General features: G+C 72.5%; 12 protein-coding genes. 9 read left to right on the top strand and 3 right to left on the bottom strand.

Going from position 1 to position 24048, the window contains the following annotated elements; translation table 11 throughout:
* Window positions 1-204 precede the first annotated feature (204 nt).
* The gene (locus AC07GB_RS13190; RefSeq protein ID WP_478844621.1) at window positions 205-1152 is read right to left on the bottom strand and encodes a methionyl-tRNA formyltransferase; all 948 of its coding nucleotides are present in this window, start codon (window positions 1150-1152) and stop codon (window positions 205-207) included.
* Window positions 1153-1487: 335 nt separating this feature from the next.
* Here AC07GB_RS13190 and AC07GB_RS13185 point away from each other — a divergent pair, with 335 nt between their 5' ends.
* The 7 genes from AC07GB_RS13185 to AC07GB_RS13155 all read left to right on the top strand — a co-directional run bounded on the left by AC07GB_RS13185 (window position 1488) and on the right by AC07GB_RS13155 (window position 20438).
* A complete protein-coding gene (locus tag AC07GB_RS13185; protein WP_478844619.1) occupies window positions 1488-2546 on the top strand; it encodes a FecCD family ABC transporter permease in 1059 nt (352 codons plus the stop codon).
* A gap of 14 nt (window positions 2547-2560) precedes the next feature.
* Window positions 2561-3622, top strand: a complete 1062-nt coding sequence (locus AC07GB_RS13180; RefSeq protein ID WP_478844617.1) for a FecCD family ABC transporter permease — start codon at window positions 2561-2563, stop codon at window positions 3620-3622.
* 45 nt (window positions 3623-3667) lie between these two features.
* Window positions 3668-4507, top strand: a complete 840-nt coding sequence (locus AC07GB_RS13175; RefSeq protein WP_478844615.1) for an ABC transporter ATP-binding protein — start codon at window positions 3668-3670, stop codon at window positions 4505-4507.
* A 356-nt stretch (window positions 4508-4863) separates the two neighbouring features.
* Window positions 4864-5916, top strand: a complete 1053-nt coding sequence (locus AC07GB_RS13170; protein WP_478844613.1) for an iron-siderophore ABC transporter substrate-binding protein — start codon at window positions 4864-4866, stop codon at window positions 5914-5916.
* Window positions 5917-5918: 2 nt separating this feature from the next.
* Window positions 5919-7706 carry an ABC transporter ATP-binding protein gene (locus AC07GB_RS13165; RefSeq protein ID WP_478844611.1) on the top strand — a complete coding sequence of 596 codons (1788 nt, stop codon included), beginning with the start codon at window positions 5919-5921 and terminating at the stop codon, window positions 7704-7706.
* Between the two features lie 101 nt (window positions 7707-7807).
* A complete protein-coding gene (locus AC07GB_RS13160) occupies window positions 7808-18751 on the top strand; it encodes a non-ribosomal peptide synthetase (protein ID WP_478844608.1) in 10944 nt (3647 codons plus the stop codon).
* Window positions 18738-20438: an ABC transporter ATP-binding protein gene (locus tag AC07GB_RS13155; RefSeq protein ID WP_478844606.1), complete on the top strand. Its 1701-nt coding sequence runs from the start codon at window positions 18738-18740 to the stop codon at window positions 20436-20438. Before AC07GB_RS13160 ends, AC07GB_RS13155 begins: the two co-directional genes overlap by 14 nt.
* 83 nt (window positions 20439-20521) lie before the next feature.
* On the opposite strand, the gene AC07GB_RS13150 is transcribed toward AC07GB_RS13155, so the two are convergent.
* Window positions 20522-21634: an alpha/beta hydrolase-fold protein gene (locus AC07GB_RS13150; protein ID WP_478844604.1), complete on the bottom strand. Its 1113-nt coding sequence runs from the start codon at window positions 21632-21634 to the stop codon at window positions 20522-20524.
* Window positions 21635-21802: 168 nt separating this feature from the next.
* Between AC07GB_RS13150 and AC07GB_RS13145 the strand changes: the two genes are divergently transcribed.
* Together AC07GB_RS13145 and AC07GB_RS13140 are read left to right on the top strand one after the other, a co-directional pair.
* Entirely contained in the window at window positions 21803-22015 is a 213-nt protein-coding gene (locus tag AC07GB_RS13145) for an MbtH family protein (protein WP_478844602.1), read from the top strand.
* Window positions 22016-22152: 137 nt separating this feature from the next.
* Complete coding sequence (locus AC07GB_RS13140; protein WP_478844600.1) at window positions 22153-22674, top strand: GNAT family N-acetyltransferase; 522 nt, start codon at window positions 22153-22155, stop codon at window positions 22672-22674.
* Here AC07GB_RS13140 and argB read toward each other — a convergent pair.
* Window positions 22658-23467, bottom strand: a complete 810-nt coding sequence (gene argB, locus AC07GB_RS13135; RefSeq protein ID WP_478844847.1) for an acetylglutamate kinase — start codon at window positions 23465-23467, stop codon at window positions 22658-22660. The genes AC07GB_RS13140 and argB overlap by 17 nt on opposite strands.
* Between the last annotated feature and the right edge of the window lie 581 nt (window positions 23468-24048).

Raw genomic sequence — 24048 nt, 5'->3', positions numbered from 1 at the left:
GCGGTCTCGAGCCGGGACGTCGTACGACATCGACCTCGTACGACATCGACCTCGTACGACATCGACCTCGTACGACATCGACCTCGTACGGCATCGACCTCGTACGGCAGCGACCGGACATGGCGGCGCCGCCGCGCGGACTGGGATCCGCGCGGCGCCGTTGCCGTATCCGGCCCCTGGGGCCGAGGAGGAGGGGGCGGCGCGTCAGGCGCGCTGGGTCAGGTACCCGCCCATGGAAGTGAAGTACTCGGACGCGGCCAGCTCGCGGCCGTCCTCGGTCCGCACGCGCGTGATGGCCAGGCCGTGGTTGCGGCCGGTGCGGGCGTCGGCCCCGGCGACGATCACCACGCCGTCGCCCTCGCGGTAGAAGATGCGGCCGGGCGTACCGCCGTAGCGGCCCTCGGAGACGACCGCGGCCAGGACCTCCAGGCGCTTGCCCTTGTGGAAGGTGAAGGCGCTCGGGTACGGCTCGGACTGGGCGCGGACGAGGCGCTCGAGGTCCTCCGCCGGCCAGGTCCAGTCGATACGGATGTCCTCGGTGGAGCGCTTGTGGAAGAAGGTCGCCTGGGACCGGTCCTGCTTCGTGAACTCCGTCTCGCCGGAGGCGATCAGGTCGAGCGCGCCGGTGGTGACCGGGGCGATGAGGTCGACCGTCTTGTGGAAGAGGTCGGTGGCGGTGTCCTTCGGGCCGACCGGCACGGCCTCCTGGCGGACGATGTCGCCCGCGTCCAGCTCGTCGTTCATCATGTGCGCGGTGACGCCCACTTCGGTCTCGCCGTTGATCAGCGCCCAGATCAGCGGGGAGAAGCCCGCGTACTTCGGCAGCAGCGAGTCGTGGACGTTCAGGGTGCCGTGGCGCGGCAGGCCGAAGATGCGCGGGGGGATCCAGGTCCGCCAGTTGTTGGCGACGATGATGTCCGGGTCGGCCTCCTTGAGGCGCTCGAACAGCTCGTCGTCGTCGGGACGGTTGCGGATGAGCACCGGCACGTCGTGCGCCTCGGCGAGATCGGCGACGGAGTCGCTCCAGATCTTTTCGTACGCGTGCTCGCTCTTGGGGTGCGTCACGACGAGGACCACGTCGTGCTCGGAGTCCAGGAGGGCTTGCAGGGTGCGGTGCCCCCAGGTCTGGTAACCGAACATGACGACCCGCATGGGGTTCCTCCTCAGAGCAGGGATTGACCGGCGGTAAGTAAAGCAAGCCTTACCTTGGTGTGCAATGGGCGCACGGGGTGCCGAAGTTGAGGGATGCCGGTACTCGCGCACGGCGACCGCCCCCTCGACCCCAGTAGGAGTTTAGCTTAGGCTAGCCTAAGTGGCATGAGGGGGGTCGGTCCGGGCGGGAACCGCCGCCAGCTAGGGTGGCGGGCGCGCCGCAGCGCTCTGCCAGGGGACCAGGGCGGGGCGCGGGCGTGGGCGCGTTCCTTCCGGGCGCGAGGTGCCCCCTTGGCCGTGCGTCCCCGCCCGAGCAAAGGGATAACGTACGTCGCATGGGCATAACTGCAGTTGAGCGCCTTGCGCCCACGGGTTCATCAGGGGCCCGCCGACGGCGGATTGTGGGTCTGGGCGTGCTGGCGGCGGTCCTCGTGATCGCGGCGGCCGCGTCCTTGGCCGTCGGCGCGCGCGCGTTGAGCCCCACCGAGGTGTGGCACGGCCTCTTCGCCTCGCCGGACACCGATCAGCGGCTCAACGAGATCAGGCTCATCGTGCAGACCGTGCGGGTGCCGCGGACGGTGCTCGCGATCGTCGCGGGCATCGCCCTGGGAGTCGGCGGAGCGCTGATCCAGGGGTACACGCGCAACCCGATCGCCGACACGGGCCTCCTCGGCGTGAACGCGGGCGCGTCCTTCGCCGTGGTGTCGGTGATCGCCGTGCTCGGGCTCTCCAATCCGTTCCAGTACGTCTGGTTCGCCTTCCTGGGCGCGGCCGTCGCCGGGGTCGTCGTGTTCTCGCTCGCGAGCCTCGGCAGGGGAGCGGGCAATCCGCTGACCCTCGCCCTCGCCGGGCAGGGCATGACGGTGTTCCTCGCGGCGATGACCACCGCGGTCGCGCTGTCGGACCAGAAGTCCCTGAACGCGCTGCGATTCTGGAACGCGGGCTCGGTCGCCGGCGTGAAGTTCGACGTCATCTGGCCGATCGCCGGGTTCGTCGCCGTCGGCCTCGTCCTCGCGGCGATCACGCTGCCCTCGCTCAACCTGCTCAACCTGGGCGACGACGTGGCACGCGGCCTCGGCGTGAACATCGCGCTGACCCGGACCATCGGCATCGCCGCCATCACCCTGCTCGCGGGCGCGGCCACGGCGGCGTGCGGCCCCATCGCCTTCCTCGGCCTCATGGTGGCGCACATCGCCCGCTACCTGACCGGCCCCGACTACCGCTGGTTGGTCCCGTACGCGGGCCTGCTCGGCGCCGTCGTCCTACTGGTCTGCGACATCGTGGGACGCCTGGTGGTGCGGCCGGGCGAGCTGGACGCGGGGGTCATCGTCTCCCTGCTGGGCGCCCCGTTCTTCGCGGTGCTGGTGTGGCGTGGAAAGTTCAAGAGCGCGTGAACGGGACGGACGTCGTGAACGGGACAGATGTGAAGTCGTCGGTGGCGCCGGGCATACGGATCGGCCCGGTGTCGTTCGTGTGGCGGCCGTGGGTCGCGTTCGTCACGCTGGTCCTCACGGCGGCGACCTTCGTGGTGTTCTGCCTGTCCATCAGCATCGGTGACTTCCCCGTCGACCTGTCCCGGGTGATCGCCACCATCTTCGGCCGGGGCGAGCAGGTCGACGAGTTCGTGATCATGGACCTGCGGATGCCGCGCGCCCTCGCCGGGCTCGTCGTGGGCATCGCGCTCGGGGTGTCCGGCGCGATCACCCAGTCCATCGCCCGCAATCCCCTGGCCAGTCCGGACGTCCTGGGCATCACGCAGGGCGCGAGCGCCGTATCGGTGTTCCTGCTCACGGTGTCGGGCGGGGCGTCGGCGGCGGTCGTCAGCTCCGTGGGCCTGTCCGCGGCCGCGCTCGGCGGCGGCCTCCTCACGGGCCTCCTGGTGTACTTCATGGCGTGGCGGCGGGGCATCGACGGCTTCCGGCTCATCCTCATCGGCATCTCGGTGAGCGCGGTGATGGAGGCCCTCACGACCTGGCTCCTTGTCACGGCCGACATCAAGGACGTGGCCCGGGCGCAGTCCTGGCTCGTCGGCTCCCTCGACAACCGGTCCTGGGACGAGGTCTGGGTGGCGTTCTGGTGCGCGCTCGCGCTCTTCGCCGTCGTCGCGTGCGTGGCCTTCCAGTTCAAGCCCCTGCACTTCGGCGACGAGGTCGCCGCGGGCCTCGGCGTCCGCTTCCAGGCGGTGCGGGCCATCCTGCTGCTGTGCGCGGTCCTGCTGGCCGCCGTCGCGGTGAGCGCCGCAGGACCGGTCCCCTTCGTCGCGCTGGTCGCGCCCCAGGTGGCGATGCGGCTCGCGCGGTGCCCGACGCCGCCGATGGTGGCGTCCGGCATGGTGGGGGCGCTGCTCCTGATCGGCGCGGACCTGGTCGCGCGCACCGCCCTGCCGGTCACGCTCCCGGTCGGCGTGGTCACCGCGGCCGTGGGCGGGCCCTTCCTCATCTACCTCCTGGTGCGGGCGAACCTCAAATAGCCTGATACAAAGGTGAGGCATACCTAAATGCGCAGAGGGGGGCTTGTGGTCACTCAGTACATCACCGAGATCGAGTCCGACGTCGACGACGCCGCACGGCTCGCGGCCAAGGGCGTCAGCGTCGGCTACGGCGCCAGGACCGTCATCGACGATCTCGACGTGGCGATACCGCCAGGGGTGATCACCACGATCATCGGCCCCAACGGCTGCGGCAAGTCGACGCTGCTGCGGACCCTCTCGCGGCTGCTCAAGCCCAGCAAGGGCTCCGTCGTCCTGGACGGCGAGGACATCGTCCGGCTCAAGACCAAGGACGTGGCGAAGAAGATGGGCCTGCTGCCGCAGGCCCCCGTCGCGCCGGAGGGCCTGACGGTGTCCGACCTCGTCGCCAGGGGCCGCCATCCGCATCAGAGTTGGCTGCGGCAGTGGTCGTCGGACGACGCCGACGTCGTGGCGCGCGCCCTCGCCATGACCGGCGTGTCCGACCTGGCCGACCGGCCGGTCGACTCCCTCTCGGGCGGCCAGCGCCAGCGCGTCTGGATCTCCATGACCCTGGCCCAGGGCACCGACCTGCTCCTCCTCGACGAGCCGACGACCTATCTGGACCTGGCGCACGCGGTCGACGTCCTCGACCTCGTCGACGACCTGCACGAGTCCGGGTGCGCCGTGGTGATGGTCCTGCACGACCTCAACCTGGCCACGCGCTACAGCGACAACCTCATCGTGATGAAGGACGGCACGATCCTGGCGCAGGGACACCCGCGCGACGTCATCACCTCCGAGCTGCTGTACGAGGCGTTCGGGCTGCGCGCCAAGGTGATTGACGACCCGGTGGGCGACAGGCCGCTCATCGTGCCCATCGGCCGTACGCACGTGCAGCTGGGCTGAACTCCGCCCGCGCGGGCTGGAAGGGCCCTTCGCCGTGTGCTGGAGGGGCCTCTCGTGGGCCGAGAGCATGCCCCGGCGTGCGGCAGCCCGCCGCGCGCGGTGCAGCCGCGCCTGCGCCCCTGCGGCGCGCCCCCACCCTCATAGCGCGCCCTCGCGCTTCCGCGCCCCTCGGTGCGCCTCAGTCGGGCCCGACCGGCCCCACCTGCGGCTCGACCACGTGCGCGGGCGGATGGTTCGACTGGCCCCTCGCACAGACAAGTTGAAAGTTAGGCTAGGCTTACCTCACAACCGCAAGGTAAGGTTTGGCTGCCCTGAGACAGGGGCGCACCGGACAGCGTGAAAGCAAGGGATCTCGGATGCATCTCCATCGAACGACGACCATGAGGCCTTGGCGGCGGATGGCGGCCGTGGTCTCCGCCGCGGCCCTCGGGGTCGGACTCCTCGCGGGATGCGGCTCGGACAAGTCGGACAAGGGTGGCGACGACGCCGCTCCGGCTGCCGCCGCCGGCAAGTTCCCCGTCACCGTGGAGCACGCGTTCGGATCCACGAAGATATCGAAGGCCCCCAAGCGGGTCGTCACCGTCGGCTACACCGACGACCAGACCGTCCTCGCGTTCGGCACCAAGCCGGTCGGCATGACCGACCAGTACCCGAACCCGGCGGGCAAGTCGCCCGACATCAACACCCAGTGGCCCTGGGTGAAGGACAAGTGGGGCGACGCCAAGCCCGAGGTCATCATGAAGAACGGTGACTCCGGCCCCAACTACGAGAAGATCGCGTCGCTGCGGCCCGACCTGATCATCGCGGTGTACTCCGAGATCGACAAGGCCGCCTACGACAAGCTCTCCAAGATCGCGCCGACGGTGGGCCGCACCAAGGGCGAGAAGGAGCCGTTCAGCGCTCCGTGGCAGGACAACGCCCTGCACATCGCCAAGGCCCTCGGCCAGGCCGAGAAGGGCGAGAAGCTCGTCAAGGGCATCCAGGGCAAGATGGACGCCGCCAAGAAGGCGCACCCCGAGTTCGCCAAGGAGAACGCCGTCGCGCTGTCCTGGTACAAGGACTCCGTCGCGCCGTTCACCTCCACCGACGTGCGCGGCCGTCTGGTGACGGGCATCGGCTTCAAGTACCAGACCAAGATCGACAAGGTCGCGGGCGGCAAGTTCTTCACCGTCCTCTCGCCCGAGCGCATCGACCTGGTCAACACCGACCGCATCTTCGTCATCAACGACAAGGCGGACATGAAGGCGCTCAAGAAGTCCGAGCTGTTCAGCAACCTGGACGCGGTGAAGAAGGGCAACGTCTCCTACCTGCTGGACAGCGAGGGTCCCGCGGTCGGCGCCGCCATCTCCCAGGGCACCTTGCTCTCCATGCCCTACGCCATCGACGAACTCGTCAAGTCGGTCGGCTAGGTGTGAGCACCACCGCTACGAAGGTCGCCCCGGCGACCCTGCGCACGGCGACGGGCCGCGAGGCCACCCGCTGGGTCACCACGCACTGCCGTGAGGTCCCTTGGCTGACGACGGCCACCGTGCTCACCACGGTGGCCGGCGCGGCCCTCCAGGTCCTCCCGGTCCTGCTGCTCGGCCGTGTCGTCGACGGGGTGGTCGAGGGCGAGTCACGCTCGGTCCTGCTCACCGTCGGCGTGCTGATGGGGGCCGCCGCGCTGCTCGGCGCGGTGGCCACCGCGGCGTCGACGTACCTGATCGGACGGCTCGGCGCGGACCTGCTCGCGCGGCTGCGCGAAGGCGCCGTCCGCGCGGTGCTCGGCATGCCGAGCGCACGCGTCGAGCAGGTCGGCAGGGGAGACGTCCTCTCCCGGGTGGGCGACGACGTGGCCGTCCTGTCCAAGGGCATCCGCATGGCCATCCCCACGGTGTTCTCCGCGGGCGTCCTCGTCTTCATCGCCACGGTCGGCATGTTCGGCCTCGACTGGCGGCTCGGCCTGGCGGGCGCGGGCGCCCTGCCCGCCTACGCCCTCGCCCTGCGCTGGTACCTGCCCCGGTCCGCCCCGCTCTACAAGAAGCAGCGGGTCGCCCAGGCCGACCGCGCCCAGGCGCTGATCAGCGGCTTGAACGGGATCGACACGGTCCGGGCGTACCGCCTTGAGGACTCCGTCCGTGAGCAGGTCACCCACGAGTCGTGGCGCGTGCGCAACTACGGCATCGAGGTGTTCCGGTTCTTCGGCCGCTTCGTCGGCAGGGAGAACCGCGCCGAGTTCATCGGCCTCGTCCTCATCCTCGTCGTGGGGTACGCGCTCCTGGAGGCCGACGCGGCGACGCTGGGCGAGGTGTCGGCGGCCCCGCTGATGTTCCACCGCCTCTTCACCCCGCTCGGCGCCATCATGTTCACCTTCGACGAGGCGCAGAAGTCGGGCGCGAGCCTGACCCGGCTCGTCGGGGTCCTCGGCGAGCCCGCGGAGGAGCGGCTCGTCGGCGACGCGGACGCCACCCCGGCGGACACCACGCCGTACCCGGTGACGGTGAAGGGCCTGACGTATCGCTACCCCGACACCGAGCGGCCCGTCCTGGAGGACGTCGACCTGACGATCCCGGCCGGTGGTTCGCTCGCCCTCGTGGGCGCGACGGGCGCGGGCAAGTCGACCCTGGCCGCGCTCATCGCGGGCATCGGCACCCCGCAGGCCGGATCGGTGCGCATCGGCACCACCGACCTCGCGGGCCTCGACGAGGCCGGGGCACGCGCGTTGGTGAGCATCCTGACGCAGGAGACCCATGTCTTCTCCGGCTCGCTCGCCGACGACCTGCGCCTGGCCGCGCCGGAGGCCACCGACGCCGAGCTGACGGACGCGCTGCGCACGGTCGGCGCCCACGGCTGGGTCGAGGCGCTGCCCGAGGGGCTCGACACCCCCGTCGGCGAGGGCGGCGAGCGCCTGGACGTCACCAAGGTCACCCACATCGCCCTGGCCCGCCTGGTGCTGAGCCGCTCCCCGGTGGTCGTGCTCGACGAGTCGACCGCGGAGGCGGGCAGCGAGGGCGCCGCCGAGCTCGAGCGGGCCGTGCGCGCCGCGTGCGCGGGCCGGACCACGCTGTTCGTGGCGCACCGGCTCACGCAGGCGATGGCGGCGGACCGGATCGCCGTCCTCGACGCGGGCCGCGTCGTGGAGCTGGGCACCCACGACGAACTGGTGGCCCTGGGCGGCCGGTACGCGCGGCTGTGGCAGGCGTGGCGAGAAGGTAGTTAGGCAACCCCGGTCACGGTCAGGTCCACCCTGGCCACGGCCGGGTCAACCCTGACCACGGTCAGGTCAACGTTCGTTCCTTGGAAGGAAACGCTGAGTCTTCGATGAACGCTGAGTCTTCGACGATGGAACCGGGCGCTCGCCGCGTACGGCTCTCTCCCGCGGCCCTGGCCGACGTACGCCGCCGAACGGGCGACCACTCCGACCGGACCATCGCCGAAGCGTGCGCCATCGGTCTCTCGTACTGGGCCACGGGTCACAGCCCCGACGGCATCGACCTCACCGCGGGCACGCTCTTCGCCGACGTCCTCGCGTGGGTCGACAACGGCGGGGCCGCGCCCGCCGGTTGGGAGGCCGGCGCGGACGGCCGGAGCATCGCCGTCCCCGAAGGCGTCGTGCTCGACGACGCGCAGCTCGCGCTCGACGACCTGGCCGACTTCCCGGACCGGCCGCTCGGCACCATCGGCCCCTCCGGCGTCGCGGACCGGCTCGCGGCCCTGGCCGAGTGGAACGACACGCACGCCGACCGGATCCGCCCGACCATCGTGGAGATGTTCCTGGAGCAGGCGCGGACCCGGCCCGACGCCGTCGCCGTCGTCGACGAGCACCGCTCGCTGACGTACGGCGAGGCGGCCGCGCTGTCCAGCCAGCTCGCCCACCACCTGATCGAGCGCGGCCTCGGCGCCGAGCAGGTCGTCGGCATCTCCCTCGGCCGCTCCGCCGAGATGGTCATCGCCCTGCTCGGCGTGCTCCAGGCCGGCTGCGCGTTCGTGCCGCTCGACCCGCAGTGGCCCGCCGCGCGCCGGTCCGTCGTCATCGCCGACGCCCGGGTCGTGCTCCAGCTGAGCGGGTCCGGCGCACACGACCCGAGCGAACCGGACGCCGTCGCCGTGGACCTCGGCGACTGGAAGTACGGCTCCTACCCCGCCGGGGGCACCGGGATCACCGCCCCCGGCGACGCCCTGGCGTACGTCATCTTCACGTCCGGTTCGACGGGACGGCCCAAGGGCGCCATGATCCGGCACGAGGCGATCAGCGAGCGCCTGCTGTGGCAGGTCAACGAGATCCTCGGCTTCGGCCACGACGACGCCTCCCTCTTCAAGGCGCCGCTGTCCTTCGACATCTCCATCAACGAGATCTTCCTGCCGCTGGTGTGCGGCGGCCGCCTCGTGGTCCTGCGGCCCGGCGGCGAACGCGACCCGCACCACCTGCTGAGCGTGATCGCCGAACAGCGCGTCACCTTCACGTACCTCGTGTCGTCCATGCTGGACGTGCTGCTCGAGATAGCGGGCGACTCCGGGCGCCTGGACAGCCTGCGGCACGTCTGGTGCGGCGGCGAGGTGCTCACCCCCGAGCTGTACGAGCGGTACCGCACCCGGCTCGACATCCCCATGTACCACGGCTACGGCCCGGCCGAGACGACCATCGGCGTCTCCCACGTCATCTACCGGGGCGCGGCCGAGCGCCTGTCGACATCCATCGGCAAGGCCAACCCCAACACCCAGCTGTACGTCCTCGACGACGAGCTGCGCCCGGTCCCGGTCGGCGTCGGCGGCGAGCTGTACGTGGGCGGATTCCTGCTCGGCCGCGGCTACGTCAACGCGCCGGGCCTGACGGCGTCCCGGTTCGTGGCGAATCCTTTCGCCGCCGACGGCTCCCGGCTCTACCGGACCGGTGACCTCGCCCGGTTCGCCCCCGACGGCTCCCTGGACTTCCTCGGCCGGGCCGACAACCAGATCAAGATCCGCGGCATGCGCCTGGAGATCGAGGACGTCGAGGCGGGCCTCGCCGAGCACCCCCGCGTACGGCACACCTGCGTCGTCGCGAAGAAGAACGCGGCGGGCGGCACCTACCTCGTCGGCTACGTGATCCCGGCCGCCGGCAGCGAGGACCTCCAGGCCGACGACGTCAAGGCGTGGGCCGCCGCGCACATGGTCGAGTACATGGTGCCCGCCCACGTCGTCGTGATGACGGAGTTCCCGCTCACCGCGAACGGCAAGCTCGACCGCAACGCGCTGCCCGAGCCCGTGCCGGCCACCGGCTCGCTCGTCGCGCCCGCCACCGAGAACGAGCGCGTGGTGTGCGCGGTCGTCGCCGCGCTCCTCCAGCTCGACGAGGTCGGCGCCGACCAGGACTTCTTCCAGCTCGGCGGCGACAGCATCCTGGCGATCTCGCTGCTGAGCGCGCTGCGCGACGCGGGCCTGTTCGTCACGGCCCGGCAGATCTTCGGCAACAGCGTCCTCGGCGCCCTCGCCGCGGTGGCGAGCCGGGAGGACGTCGCCACCGTGGACCACGGCGACACCGCGACCGGCGCCGTCGTGGGCTCGCCCATCGTGCAGTGGCTCGGCGAGACCACGGACGCGATCGACGGCTTCGTGCAGTCGGTGGTCCTCAACACCCCGGCGGAGCTGACCGCCGACGCCCTCGACGCGCTGCTCGCCGCGGTGGCCACCCGCCACGACATGCTGCGCGCCAAGCTGGTGCGCGGCGAGCGCTGGAGCTTCGACATCCCCGAGGCCGACCGGGCCGCCGTGGGCTGGCAGGAGAGCGACCTGCCGCTGGAGGAGTGCGTCGCGCTCGCCACCGAGGGCCTGGACCCGGCGGACGGCGTGATGCTGCGCGCCGTCTGGCGCCGCGCGGACCGACAGCTGGTCCTCGTCGCCCACCACGTGGTGATCGACGGCGTGTCCTGGCGGGTCCTGATGGAGGACCTGGCCACCGCCTGGCGGCAGTACGCCGAGGGCGCGGAGGTCGAACTGCCCCCGGTGGGCACCTCGTTCCGGCGCTGGACGCAGCTCCTCGGCCACGCCGGGTTCGACGCGGACCGCGCCTACTTCCAGCGGCCCCTGCCGGACGCCGACGCGCCGGTGGGCAGGCGCGCCCTGGCCGCCTCCGACACCGTCGCACGGGAGCGGATACGCACCGTCTCCGTCGGCGCCGAAGCCACGGCCGCGCTCCTCGGAGAGATACCCGCGAAGTTCCACGCGGGCGTCAACGACGTCCTGCTCACCGCCCTCGCCGTCACCCTCGCCCGGTGGCGCCGCGACCTCGGGCAGCAACAGACGTTCGCGCACATCGAGCTGGAGGGCCACGGCCGCGAGGGCCAGTTCGTCGCGGACGCCGCCGGCTTCGAGCCGGACCTGTCGCGCACCGTGGGCTGGTTCACCACCCTGTTCCCCGTGACCGTGGACCCCGGCGCCGCCGCCGACCTCACCGCGCCCGCCTACCTCGCCGCCGCGCTCAAGGCGGTCAAGGAAGACCTCGCCCGGGTGCCGGGCAACGGCGTCTCCTACGGCGCCCTGCGCTACCTGACCGACACCGTCTTCGACGCGCCCGCGCCGCAGGTCCTCTTCAACTACCTGGGCCGCTTCGACGCCGGCGCGCCCGGGGACTGGCAGCTCGCGCACACCACCGGGCAGCTGGGCGAGAAGCGCGACCCCGCCATGCGCCTGCCGCGCGCCCTGGAGTTCAACGCGATCGCCGAACCCGCCGCGAGCGGCGAGTACGAGCTGGTCACCACCATCTCCTGGCCCGACGGGATGTTCTCCGACCAGGACATCACCACCATCGGCGGCTACTTCCAGGAGGCCCTGGCCGGCCTCGCCGCGCTCGACGACGGCGGCCACACGCCCAGCGACTTCCCGCTCGTGCCCCTCACGCAGGCCGACGTCGACGCCCTGGACGGCCCGGCGCTGCGGGACGTCCTGCCGCTGACCCCGCTCCAGGAAGGCCTGTACTTCCACTCCGTCTTCGACGACGACTCGGCGGGCGCCTACGTCGAGCAGCAGCTCCTCACCCTGGACGGCGAGGTCGACGCCGACCGGCTCGCGGCGGCGGCCACCCGCCTCCTCACGCTCTACCCGAACCTCGCCGCGCGCTTCGTCGCCCTCGCCGACGGCCGGGTCGTCTCCGTCCTGGACAGCGGCGTGGAGGCGCCCTTCACCACCCTCGACCGGCCCGGCATCACCGACGACGAGATCCGCGCGTACGCCGAGGAGGACCGCCGGGCGGGCTTCGACCTGGCCACAGGCCCGCTGATGCGCTACACGCTCATCCGCGCGGGCTCCGGCCGCACCGTGCTGGTGCAGACCGTGCACCACATCATCGCCGACGGCTGGTCGGTGCCGCCGATGCTCCGCGCGCTCCTCGCCGAGTACCACGCGCCGGGCACCGTGTACCCCGTCGGCGGCTTCGCCGACTACGTGCGCTGGCTCGACGAGCGCGACGACGACGAGAGCGACCGGGTCTGGCGCGAGGAACTCGCGGAGCTGCCCGCCGCCTCACTGGTCGCCGAGGGCCACACCCCCTCCGAGCGGTTCGCCGACACCGTCGTGGAGCCGGAGGAGGACATCGACGCGGCCGTCCGCTCCGCCGGCGTACCGCTGAGCGTCGCCGTGCACAGCGCCTGGGCGGTCACCCTCGGCGGCATCCTGCACGGCAAGGACGTCGTGTTCGGCTCCACCGTCTCCGGCCGTGACGCGGACGTGCCCGGCATCGAGGACATGGTGGGCCTGTTCATCAACACCATTCCCGTGCGCGCCCGCTGGGCCGGGACCACCACGGCCCGCGACCTGCTCGCCGCCGTGCGCGCACACCAGAGCGCGGTGCTTCCGCACCAGCACGTCTCCCTCGCCAGGATCGGCCGCCAGGCGGGCTCCGGCTCCCTGTTCGACACCCTGGTCGTCTTCGACGTCGCGACCGACGTCGAGGCCCTGCGCCGGCCCGGCGACACGCTCGTCATCGCCGACATCGTCAACGAGGGCGCCCCGCACTACCCGCTGACGCTGGTGGTCGAGCGCGCCCTCGACGGCCGACCGCGCTTCAACCTCATCTACGACGGCGCGCTCCTCGGCGAGGCGACCGCGCAGGCGATCCTGCGCGCCTTCACCCGGACCCTCACCGGCCTGCTCACCCGGCCGGACGCCCTGGTCGACGACCTGGCCACCGCGGGTGAGCGGCGCACCGCCCCGGTCGAACCGACGACCCTGGGCGCCCTCTTCGACGCCGCCGCGCTCCGCGACCCCGCCGCCACCGCCGTCACTCAGTGCGGCCTCGACGGCGACACCCGGTCGCTGACCTACGGCGACCTCGCCGCCGCCAAGGACGACCTGGCCGCGGCCCTGCGCGCGGCCGGGGTCGAGCCGGGCAAGCGGGTCGCCGTCGCCGTGCCGCGCTCCGTCGAGCAGGTCGTCGCCCTGGTCGCGATCGTCAGCGCGGGCGGCGCCTACGTACCGCTGGACCTGGCCTACCCGGACGACCGGCTGGAGTACGTCATCGCCGACGCGGCGCCGCAGGTCGTCCTCGTGGACGCCGACCAGCGGGACCGCTTCACCGACCTCCTCGCCCGCGCCGGCGTGCAGGCCCGCGTGCTCGTCCAGGGCGACGAGTTCCCGCAGGCCCCGGCCGGGCCCGCGCCCGAGGCGCGCTGGCACGACCCCGCGTACGTGATCTACACGTCCGGTTCGACAGGACAGCCCAAGGGTGTCGTCGTCCCGCACTCCAGCGTGGTGACGCTGCTCGCGAACACCCGGGCCGACATGGGCTTCGGCCCCGACGACGTGTGGGTGCAGTTCCACTCCTACTCCTTCGACTTCGCGGTCTGGGAGCTGTGGGGCGCGCTCGCGCACGGCGGCGAACTCCTGGTGCCCGAGTACGGTCTGACCCGCTCCCCGGTGGACTTCCACCGCCTGGTCCGCGAGCGCGGGGTGACCGTGCTCAACCAGACCCCGTCGGCCTTCTACCAGTTCATCGAGGCCGACCGGCTCGCCGACGAGCCCGTCACCGCGCTGCGCCGGATCATCTTCGGCGGTGAGGCGCTCGACATCGCACGGCTGCGCGGCTGGGTCGAGCGCCACGGCACCGCCACGCCCGAGCTGGTCAACATGTACGGCATCACCGAGACCACCGTGCACGTCACGCACCGGGTGCTGACCGACGAGGACTTCGGCCCCGGCGACGACGTCAGCCCCATCGGCGGGCCGATCCCGGGCCTCGCGACGTATCTGCTCGACGACCGGCTCCGGCCGGTGCCCCCGGGCCGCGTCGGCGCCATCTACGTCGCCGGTGACCAGGTGTCACTCGGCTACCTGGGGCGGCCGGGGCTCACCGCGGGCCGGTTCGTGGCGGACCCGTTCGCCGCCGACGGCTCCCGCATGTACCACACGGGTGACCTCGCCCGCCGCACGCTCGACGGCGAGCTGGAGTTCGCGGGCCGCGCCGACGACCAGGTGCAGCTCAAGGGCTTCCGCGTCGAGCTGGGCGAGGTGGAGTCCGCGGTCAGGGACCTCGAAGGCGTGGTCGACGTGGCCGTCACCGTGGCGGACACCGGCGACCACCTGGTCGCCCACGTCGTGGGCCGGGTGCCCGGCGACCTCGCCGCGCTCCTGGCCACGAAGCTGCCCGTGCACATGGTGCCCGGCCGGGTCCTGCCGACGGACGCGCTGCCGCTGACCGTCAACGGCAAGCTGGACCGCAAGGCCCTCGCCGCCCGTGCCGCCCGGGACGACGCGCGGGTGGACACGGGCGCCGCGCGGGCCGACGCTCCGCCGGCCGCGGGCGACGGCGTGCTCGCCACCCTGGTCGACCTCTTCGCCGAGACGCTGCCCGGCTCCGCCGTGGACGGCGACACGGACTTCTTCAAGGCCGGGGGCGACAGCATCGTCGCCATCACCCTGATCAACCGGGGCCGGGCGCTCGGCCTGCGCTTCGCGCCCCGCGACGTGTTCCTGTTCAGGACGCCGCGCGCGCTCGCCGAGCACCTGGACGCGCGCACGCCGCAGGCCCCGGCGGCCGCGGCCACGCCCGCCCGCCGCGACGACGGCCCGCTGACCCCGACGCCGATCATCCTGCGCCAGCGCGAACTGGGCGGCTCCCTCGCCCGGTTCGCCCAGGCCAGGGCGCTGGTGGCGCCCGAGGGCACCGGGTTCGCCGACGCCCGGCGCGCCGCGAACGCCGTCGTCGCCGCGCACCCGGCCCTGCGCATCAGGCTGCGTGCCGAGCACGGCGCGTGGGCCCTGCGCACCGAACCGGCCCGCGACGTCACCGTCGTACGCCCCGACACGACCGACGCGACGGCCGTGGCGAACGACGCCGCCGGACGCCTCGACCCCGAGTCCGGGGACGTCATCGCCTTCGCGTGGCTGGAGGCCAGCAGGACCCTGGTCGTCACCGTGCACCACATCGCCGTCGACTCGGTGTCCTGGCTCGTCCTCCTGGACGACCTGACCACCGCCATGAACGGTGTCGAGCTGGCGCCGCCGACCACCTCGTACGCCGAGTACGCCGAGGCCCTCACGCTCCGCGCCACGCAGGCGACCGACGGCCTCGGGCACTGGATCGACACGCTCCGGGCGCCCGCCCTCGTCCCGGCGGTGGGCGAGCTGCGCGAGACCACCGTCGTGCTCGCGCCCGACGTCGGCGACCGCGTGACGCGCACGGCGCCCGCGGCCCTCGGCGTCGACCTGACCGAACTCCTCTGCGGCGCGCTGCGCACCGCCCTGACGCGGATCCAGGCCGAACCCACCGACCTCGCGGTCGAACTCGAACGACACGGCCGGGTCCCGGTCGACGAGCACCACGACTACACCCGCACCGTCGGCTGGTTCACCGCCATCGCGCCCGTGCGGCTCAGCGCGCACACCGACCCCGTCGAGGCCGCGCGCGAGGTCGCCGAACGCCAGCCCGACGAGCACGGACACCTCACCTACGGCCAGCTCAGGTACCTCAACCCGCAGACGGCCCCGCTGCTCACCGCCCGCCCGCAGGTCCTGTTCAACTACCTCGGCCGGGGCAGCGAGTCGAAGGCGCTCCACCTCACCGGCGGTGACCAGGGCAGCCCCTACGCCGTCGAGGTCAACGCCTGGACCGACGCGGCCACCGGCAGCCTGCACGCGGCCTTCACCCTCGCCGACGGCATCCCCGACGAGATCACCGCGCACTGGCTGAGCGCCCTCGAACACCTCGCGGACGCCGCCACCACGGCCGAACGCACGGCTCCGGTCACCCCCCTCCAGCGCGGCCTGTTCTTCCAGGCCCAGATGGCGGGCGCGGCCGGGCACTACGTCGCGCAGAGCTACTTCACCTTCGACCGGCGCCTGGACACCGACGCCCTGGCCGAGGCCATGGCGTACGTGATCGCGCGGCACCCGGTCGTCGGCGCGGGCTTCGCCACCGACGACGACGGCAACCCCGTCCAGGTCCTCAAGGCGGGCCGTCGCGTCGACGTCCGCACGGTCGACCTGGCGACGGACGCGGAGGTCGAGGACCTGCGCGCCCGGGACCGCGACACGGGCTTCGACCCGGCCGAGCCGCCGCTGATCCGCCTCACCGTGGTCCGCAGGCCCGACGGCGGCGACGGACTGCTCCTGAGCTACCACCTGCTGCTGTGGGACGGCTGGTCCCGGGAGATCGTCCTGCGCGACCTGTTCGACGCCTACGAGGCCATCGGCGCGGGCGAGCCGCGGGACGCGACCCCGGCCACGCCGGGCTTCGAGGACTACGCCCGCGCGCTCGACGCCAAGGACGCCGCCGCCTCCGAGCGCTTCTGGGCGGAGCACCTGGCGGGCCTGGCAGGACCGACACTGCTCGCAGGACCGGCGCCCGCCCTGTCGGACGAGCTGCCGCGCGCGCTCGTACGCACCCTGTCCGCCGGCCAGTCGGACCTCCTGCGGGACGCGGCCAAGGCCCACGGCGTGACCTTGAACTCGGTCCTCACCGGCGCGTTCGGCCTGCTGCTCGGCGCCCACACGGGCCGCAGCGACGCCGTGTTCGGCGTGACCGTCTCAGGCCGTGACGGCGAGGGCCTGTCCGACATCGTCGGCGTGCTGCTCAACACCGTGCCCATGTGGACGCGGGCCCGCCCGGACGACACCGTCCGGGACTACCTGGAAGCCGTGCAGAGGGCCCGGGTCGAGGCGATGGAGCACGAGCACGTCGGCCTCGGCGAGATCCAGCGCGCCAGCGGACACGACACCCTCTTCGACAACCTGTTCGTGCTCCAGAACTTCCTGGACATGGACGCGTTCGCCGCGATGAACTCCCGGCACGGCATCACCTCGGTGAAGGCCGACGACTCCACCCACTACCCGTTCACCTGGGTGGTGACGCCGGGCGAGAGGCTCACCGTCAAGCTGGAGCACCGCGACGGCGACGCGGACAACGCCCGCCGCCTCCTCGACGCCTATGTACGCGTCCTTGAGGACCTGGCCCGCGCGACCGGGCCTGTGGGCGCGCTGCCGGGCCTGGGCGACGAGCCGCTGCCCGTCGAGCGCACGGACATCGGCACGGACACGGTCGTCGACCGCTTCGACCGGGCGGCCGACGGCGCCCCGCAGCGGGTGGCGCTCGTCGCCCAGGGCGCGACCATGACGTTCGCCGAGCTGCGGGACCGCAGCCGCGCCGTGGCGGGTGTGCTCGCCGCGCGGGGCATCGGCCCGGAGACGACCGTGGGTCTCGCGATCCCGCGCTCCCTCGACTCGATCGTGGCGCTGTTCGCCGTGCTCCGCGTCGGCGCCGCGTACGTACCCCTCGAACTGGACCACCCGGACGAGCGGATCGCCGCGATCGTCGACGACGCGCGGCCCGAGGTGATCCTCACCGTCAGCGCCGTGGCGCACCGCCTCACCGGCGACCTGATCGAGCTGGACCGCCCGCTGCCGGACGCCGCGCCGTACGTGACGTTCGCGCCGGACGACCCGGACCGGCTGCGGCACCCCGCGTACACGATCTACACCTCCGGGTCGACCGGCAAGCCCAAGGGCGTGGTCACCGAGTACGCCGGGCTCACCAACATGCTGATCAACCATCAGCGCCGGATCTTCGAGCCGGTCCTCGCCGACCACGGCCACCGGGTCTTCCGGATCGCCCACACCGTGTCGTTCGCGTTCGACATGTCGTGGGAGGAGCTGCTCTGGCTCGCCGACGGGCACGAGGTGCACATCTGCGACGAGGAGCTGCGCCGCGACGCGCCGCGCCTGGTCGCGTACTGCCTCGAACACGGGATCGACGTCGTCAACGTGACCCCCACCTACGCCCAGCAGCTGGTGGCGGAGGGCCTGCTCGACAAGCCGGAGCGGCGCCCCGCCCTCGTGCTCCTCGGCGGCGAGGCCGTCACGCCGACGCTGTGGCAGCGGCTCGCCGAGACCGAGGGCACGGTCGGCTACAACCTGTACGGGCCCACCGAGTACACCATCAACACCCTCGGCGTCGGCACCTTCGAGTGCCAGGACCCGGTGGTGGGTGTCGCGATCGACAACACCGACGCGTATGTGCTCGACCCGTGGCTGCGGCCGCTGCCCGACGGCGTCCCCGGCGAGCTGTACGTCGCGGGCATCGGCATCGCCCGCGGCTACCTGGGGCAGTACGCCCAGAGCGCGCACCGCTTCGTGGCGTGCCCGTTCGGCAAGCCGGGCGAGCGCATGTACCGCACCGGTGACCTGGTGGTGCGGCGGCCCGACGGGAACCTGATGTACCTGGGCCGCACCGACCAGCAGGTCAAGATCCGCGGGCACCGCGTCGAACTCGGCGAGGTCGAGGCCGCGTTCGCCGCGCACCCGGCGGTGCGCTTCGTGGCCGCGGTCGCCCAGCCGGACCCGCAGGTCGACGGCGCGTACCGGCTCGCCGCGTACCTCGTCCTCGAGGGCGCCGACCTCGCGGCGGTGGCCGCCGATGTGGGCGCGGGTCTTCCGGACTTCCTGCGGCCGACGCACTATGCCCAGGTCGACAGCATCCCGCTGACGGTCAACGGGAAGGCGGACACCAAGGCGTTGCCGGAGGCCAAGCCGCTGGGCGCGCTGACCACGGCGACGGAGCGGCCCCCGGCGACCGAGACCGAGACCGTGGTGTGCGAGTACTTCGCCGAAGCACTCGACCTGGATGACGACGAGGTGAGCGCAGTGAGCGACTTCGTGTCCCTCGGTGGGCACTCCATGCTGGCGGTGCGGCTCATCGGGCTGCTCCGCCGCGAGTACGGACCTGTGATCACCATCCGAGACCTGTTCACCCTCAAGACCCCCGAAGCGATTGCCCGCCACCTCGATGACCACTCCTGACACGCCAAAGCCCCGCCCCGGGGCAGACATCCTGCGCACCGCGCTGCGCCGCAACGTCGGCGCCATGGCCGCGGGCACCGTCCTCATGGGCCTGTACCAGGCCGGTGAGACCGCCTTCCCCATCGCGCTCGGCCTGATCGTCGAGCACACCATGAGGGACCGGAGCCTCACCGCCCTCGGCCTGTCGATCGGCGCGCTCGCCGTGATCATCACGACGGTTTCGCTGTCGTGGCGGTTCGGCATGCGCGTCCTGCAGAAGGCCAACACGACCGAGGCGCACCGCTGGCGGGTGAAGGTCGCGTCCTGCGGCCTCCAGCCGGTGGCGAGGGACGTCGATCTCAAGTCCGGCGAGGTCCTCACCATCGCCACCGAGGACGCCGACCAGACCGCCGACATCGTCGAAGTGGTGCCGCTCCTGATCAGCTCGCTGGTCGCGGTGGTGGTCGCGGCGGTCGCCCTCGGCCTCGCCGACTTCAGGCTCGGCCTCCTGGTGGTCATGGGCACGGTCGCGATCCTGTCGGTCCTGAGCGTGATGTCGAAGCGGATCGGCTCCAGCACCCAGGAGCAGCAGGCCCGTGTGGCGCGGGCAGGCGCGAAGGTCGCCGACCTGATCACCGGCCTGCGCCCGCTGCACGGCTTCGGCGGCAACCACGCGGCCTTCCGGTCCTACCGGAAGGTCAGCACGGAGGCCAAGCACCAGGCGATCACCGTCGCCCGGGTGAACGGCGTGTACGCGGGCACCGCCCTGGCCCTCAACGCGATCCTCGCCGCCGCGGTGTCCATCACGGCCGGGTGGCTGGCGTTCGAGGGGCAGATCACGATCGGTGAACTCGTGATGGCCGTGGGCCTCGCGCAGTTCATCATCGAGCCGCTCAAGATGTTCTCCGAGATGCCCAAGTACGTGATGATCGCCCGCGCCTCGGCCGCGCGGATGGCCCTCGTGCTCTCCGCCCCGCCGGTGACGACGCCGGGCTCCGGCCGCCCTGCCCCGGGCGGGGACCTGGAGGTGGACTGCGTCCGCTACGGCTCCCTGCGCAAGGTGAAGTTCCAGGTGGCGGCGGGCGAGTTCGTGGCGATCGCGCCCTTCCAGCCGCGCGCGGCCGCCGACCTCGCGTCGGTCCTGGCCGTGCAGGTCCCGCCGGACGCGTACGACGGCGTGGTGCGGGTCAGCGGTCAGGAGGTCGCCGACCTGTCGATGGAGGCCGTGCGCGAGCACATCCTCGTGAACCCGTACGACGGGGAGATCTTCGCGGGCACCCTGCGCTCGAACATCGACCCTTCGGGCACCAGCCGTTCGCTCGACGAGGCGGTGGAGGCGTCGATGCTGACCGACGTCGTCGCCCTGCACCGCGAGGGGCTCGACTACACGGTCCGCGACCGCGGCGCGAACCTCTCCGGGGGACAGCGTCAGCGCCTGTCCCTGGCGCGGGCCCTGGCCGCCGACACCGAGGTCCTGGTCCTGCACGACCCGACGACGGCCGTCGACGCGGTCACCGAGCAGCTCATCGCGCGCAACGTGGCGAAGGCGCGCCGGGGCCGCACCACCATCGTGATCACCAGCAGTCCGGCGCTCCTGGACGCCGCCGACCGCGTGCTCGTCCTGGACGACGGCGTCATCACCGCCGAGGACACCCATCGCAACCTGCTGGCCACGGACGAGGGGTACTGCCTTGCCGTGACCCGGTGACCCCGTGACGCACGCGGCGGTCCCGGGGAGGTTCTCCACCTCCCCGGGACCGCCGAGTCGTTTCCGCCGCGCTCTTCAGCCGGTCAGGCGAGCGCCCAGGCCACGTCGCGGAGCAGCGCGTGCCGCCAGCCCGCGCGGTCGTGGCCCGCCGCCGACCGCGAGACCCGCACGGTCGCGCCCGCCTGTTCGGCAAGGGTCTCGGTCAGCTCGCAGTGGGGCAGCATCCGCGTCTCGTGTTCCCCGACGTCGAACGCGACCCGCAGGCCGGACAGGTCGGGGCGCTCCCGCAGGCGCGCGGCGACGGTCCCGCCGACCGGCCCTCCCAGCGGGTCGGCCGTGTCCATGGCGTCGGGCGTCCACCAGAAGGAGCCCGACTGGCAGGCGACGCGGGACACCAGGTCCGGGTACTCCAGGGCCGCGTGGACCGCGCTCAGCCCGCCGAGGCTCTGCCCGGCGACCACCAGACGGTCCCGGTCGGCGCGGACGCCGGACTCGGCGACCAGCGGCAGGAGTTCGTCGCGGACCGCCTCCCACAGCTCCGGGCGGCACCCGAACTCGGCCGCCCTGTCCTTGGCGGGAAGGAAGACGAGGGTGCAGTCGGGCAGCTCACCCGCGGCGGCGGCCGCGTCGAAGGCGGTCATGGCGGGGTGCAGGTACAGCCAGTCGTCCCCGTCGAGCAGGAGCACCACCGGCCCGCCGCCGCCCACGGGGTGGACGCGCACCGTGCGCCGCCCGCCGAGCCGTTCACTGGCCCAGCGCAGCCGGGTGCGGGGCAGCGGCAGGACGTCGTCGGAGCCGACGACGGGCCAGTGCGGCTGCGCCGGGGCGTCCGGGGTGGCGGCGATGGAGCGGTCGCCGCCCGCGCCCACCGGGTTGAAGGGGTCGGCGTACGCGGCGTCGTCCGCGCGGAACTGATAGGTGACTCGCAGCCGCGCGGGCATGCGGACCTTGGCGTACCAGCAGTCCGTGTCGGCCCAGCGGCGCAGCGGCACCGGCTCCGACCAGCTCTCGAAGTCGAGGGTCGCGGGGGAGCCGCGCCACAGGAACAGGGTCACCCAGCCGCCGTCGTCGGCGGGGACCGACACGGGTGCTCCGACAGCCGCCCAGAACGTGTCGGAGTCGGGTGCGCCGGGCAGTCCGAACTCGTCGAGGGTGTCGTCGATTCCGGCTGCGAGGCCGGGGGCAGGTTCCGTCACGACAGGACCGCTCCTTGTGAGAGGGATGGGGAAGGAATAGGCTAATCTTAATTAGGTGAGCCTAACCTAATCGTGGCGCGCCTCTCCCTTTCCGGCGCGTGCCGACGAGCTGCATCGCATGCTCGACGCGGCCGGTGCCGGCCCGTCGATCCCGAGGAGACAACGAACATGAGCACCAACCCGTTTGACGATACCGAAGGCCGCTTCCTCGTCCTGACGAACGAGGAGGGCCAGCACTCGCTGTGGCCTTCGTTCGCCGAGGTCCCCGGCGGGTGGACGGTCGTCTTCGCGGAGAACACCCGCGACGCGTGCCTGGAGTACGTCGAGACCCACTGGACCGATCTGCGTCCCCGCTCCCTCGTGGCGTCCATGGACGCCTGACGAGGTCGAGCCGACCGGCCGCCCGCGGACGCGGCGCGGCCGGGCAGTGAACGGTAAGGCTGACCTTACTTTGATGCCCCGTCAGGGGAACGCGGCGACGAGCCGTTCTTCGATCGTGGAACCGAGGAAGGAAAGCCTTGATCACGGCTACGCCGCGCCCTGCTCCGCAGGCGCACGCCCGGCCCGTGCCGACGCACTCGGTGCGCACCGCCCGCCAGGAGGACGCGGCGGCGCTCGCGGAACTGTCCCGGCCCTTCGTGCGCTCGGGCGCGCTGCGGGAGCGGCCGGTGTCGCTCTACGCCGCGCACGCGGCCGACTTCCTGGTGGCGGAGGCAGCCGACGGCACCCTCGCGGGCTGCGTGGGCCTGCGCGCGCACCGGGCGGCCCCGGCGCAGGGCCCAGGCACCGCGGGCGTCGTGTACAACTTCTGCGTGTCAGGGCAGTGGCAGGGCAGCGGCGTGGGGGCCGGGCTCCTGCGCGCCGTGCTCGCCACGGCGCACGCCCAGCGCCTGGGCGCCCTGTTCACGGCCACGACCGGCGGTGGTGGCCTGTTCCTCCGCTACGGGTTCACGCCCACGACGGCGCACCTCGCGCCTCCGTCGTGGGCGGCTTCCCTCGATCCGCGCCGTAACGCCCGGATCCTCACGAAGTCCCTGTGACGGCCCGCTCTTCGAGCGCGAGGGCGTCGTCGGGGACCACGGTGGTGCCGGGGACGGTCCGCGCGAGGACGCTGCGCAGCACCGCGTGCGGCACCCGGCCGTCGACCACGTGCGCCTTGCGCACGCCGCCGCGGACGGCGCGCAGGCAGCCCTCCATCTTCGGCAGCATCCCGCTCGCGAGGCCCGGCAGGAGCCCGTCCAGCGCGTCGGCCGTCAGGTGCTCGATCACCTCGGTGCTGTGCGGCCAGTTCGCGTACAGCCCCTCGACGTCGGTGAGCATCACGAGGCGCTCGGCGTCGAGGGCGACGGCGAGGGCCGAGGCCGCGAGGTCGGCGTTGACGTTGTAGACCTGGCCGTCCTCGCCGCGTGCCACGGGGGACACCACCGGGATGTGGCCCTGCTCCAGGAGCGTGCGCACCATGTCCGGATTCACGTCCACGACGTCGCCGACGAGGCCGATGTCCACCGGCTTGCCGTCCACCCAGGCCGGCCGCGGTACGGCGGTCATCGTGTGGGCGTCCTCGCCGGACATGCCGACGGCGAAGGGTCCGTGGGCGTTGATGTGGCCCACCAGTTCCCGCTGGACGCGGCCCGTGAGGACCATGCGTACGACGTCCATGGTCTCCGGCGTCGTGACCCGCAGGCCCGCCTCGAACCGCGTGTCGAGGCCGAGGCGGTCGAGCATCGCGCTGATCTGCGGCCCGCCGCCGTGGACGACGACCGGGCGCAGGCCCGCGTGCCACAGCTCCACGACATCCTGGGCGAACGTCCGTTGCAGATCCGCGTCCACCATGGCGTTGCCGCCGAATTTGACGACGACCGCGCTGCCTTGGAGCTTCTCCGGCCACGGAAGGGGGTCGCCGGACGTGTCGATCCTGGCGGGCACCCCGCTGGTGGGCCATCCCCGGGCAGCGGTCACGCTCAACGGAGCCACTCCATTTCATGGACGGGCCCGCCTCTCCGGGCGGGCCGATCAAGATAGGTTTAGCTTAGCCTAACCTAAGTTCTATGGTGGGCCGCTGCTCTGCCCTGGAGTGCGGGAGGGTGCTCAACCATCCGTCGGGCGGCGGGTGGTGGCGAGCCGTGTGCGATCGCCGGCCCGCGGCGCGGTTGGCCGGAAGGCTTCGGTGGACGCAAGTGTCCCGCGTGGCGGCGGCGATCGGTTCGGACTGTGATGTGGGCCGCACGGTCACCTTGGGCGCCGTGAGGGCGGGGTCGCGTCCTCACGCGTGACTGGAGGGCCCTCAAGTGGGCGGCGCCCGGGGCCACTTACCGCTCGTGGCCCGGCGGTCCGCCCTCGGAATCAAGCAAGGTTCGCGGCGTCCGCCACCCCCGGATCCGGTGGCCGGAGGCGGCGTCCGGCATGTGATTCCT

The organism is Streptomyces sp. NPDC045778 (genome assembly GCF_056431945.1).
This window is presented reverse-complemented; position numbering and strand designations above follow the sequence as displayed.

Bases quoted from the DNA above. Each gene is read 5' to 3' on its own strand.
- AC07GB_RS13190 (WP_478844621.1), bottom strand. From the start codon at position 1,152: ATGCGGGTCGTCATGTTCGGTTACCAGACCTGGGGGCACCGCACCCTG.
- AC07GB_RS13185 (WP_478844619.1), top strand. From the start codon at position 1,488: ATGGGCATAACTGCAGTTGAGCGCCTTGCGCCCACGGGTTCATCAGGG.
- AC07GB_RS13170 (WP_478844613.1), top strand. From the start codon at position 4,864: ATGCATCTCCATCGAACGACGACCATGAGGCCTTGGCGGCGGATGGCG.
- AC07GB_RS13160 (WP_478844608.1), top strand. From the start codon at position 7,808: ATGAACGCTGAGTCTTCGACGATGGAACCGGGCGCTCGCCGCGTACGG.
- AC07GB_RS13155 (WP_478844606.1), top strand. From the start codon at position 18,738: ATGACCACTCCTGACACGCCAAAGCCCCGCCCCGGGGCAGACATCCTG.
- AC07GB_RS13145 (WP_478844602.1), top strand. From the start codon at position 21,803: ATGAGCACCAACCCGTTTGACGATACCGAAGGCCGCTTCCTCGTCCTG.
- argB (WP_478844847.1), bottom strand. From the start codon at position 23,467: ATGGTGGACGCGGATCTGCAACGGACGTTCGCCCAGGATGTCGTGGAG.